The organism is Arthrobacter mobilis (assembly GCF_012395835.1).
In the GTDB taxonomy this organism is placed as follows: Bacteria; Actinomycetota; Actinomycetes; order Actinomycetales; family Micrococcaceae; genus Crystallibacter; species Crystallibacter mobilis.
In genome coordinates this window covers 39,944-40,893 of sequence record NZ_JAAZSQ010000026.1, presented here as the reverse complement: position 1 = coordinate 40,893, position 950 = coordinate 39,944, and the positions used below count along the sequence as shown (strand labels likewise).

The following is a 950-nucleotide window of genomic DNA, read 5'->3' as shown; positions in this document are numbered from 1 at the left end:
GGGCCAAGCGGGTGATGGTCCTGGACCACCCCGAACGCGCCAGTGAGATCGTGGCCGAGGCCATGTTCGCGGCGATGAGCGGCCGGCCCGGCCCGGTGGTGGTGGGCCTGCCCGAGGACATCATCCGCGAAACGATTGATGCCACCGTGCACCCGGTGATCCCGGTGGCCGACGGCGGGATGACCGTGACCGACTTCAAGGCCCTGCAGGCCGCCCTGGAACAGGCCGAGAAGCCCCTGTTCGTGCTCGGCGGCAACGACTGGACCGCCGAAGGGGCCGCGGCCCTGACCAAGTGGCTGGAGGGGCACCGGATCGCCGCGGCGGTGGAGTGGCGCTGCGAGGGCACCATTTCCTTTGACTCGCCCTCGTATGTGGGGCCCATCGGCTACGGCCGGCCGAAGCCGACCTATGACCTTTTGGAGGAGACCGACCTTTTGGTGTTCGTGGGCACGGTGCCCGGGGACGTGATCACCGACGGGTTCGTGGTCCGCCAGGACTGGGCGAAGCAGAACTTTTTGGTCACCATCGACCCCTCCCTGCGCGGCCGCTCCGGGCCGGTCTCGCACCAGATCGTGGCCCGCCCGGACGTGTTCGTCCGCGACCTGGTCCGGATGGAACTGCCGGTGAAGGACACCTGGCGGGCCTTTACCGAGCGGATGCGCACCGAGCAGGAAAAGTTCGCCGCCCTGCCCGGCGCCGAGCCCTCCGCGGGCAGGGCGCGGATGGACACCCTCATGGCCCACCTGGTGCCGGCCCTGCCGGAGGATGCGCTGGTGACCCTGGGCGCCGGGGAGCACACCAACTGGGCCCACCGCTACTTCCCCACCCGCACCTACCCCTCCATGATCAGCGCCCGCAACGGCTCCATGGGCTACTCGGTGCCCGCCGCCATCGCCGCCTCGCTGGCGCACCCGGGCCGGTGTGTGGTGACCATCGCCGGGGACGGGGAA

General features: G+C 70.4%; 1 pseudogene. It reads left to right on the top strand.

The window, feature by feature from the left end:
- Positions 1-950: pseudogene (locus tag HGG74_RS21750) on the top strand (thiamine pyrophosphate-dependent enzyme); the annotation flags it as partial.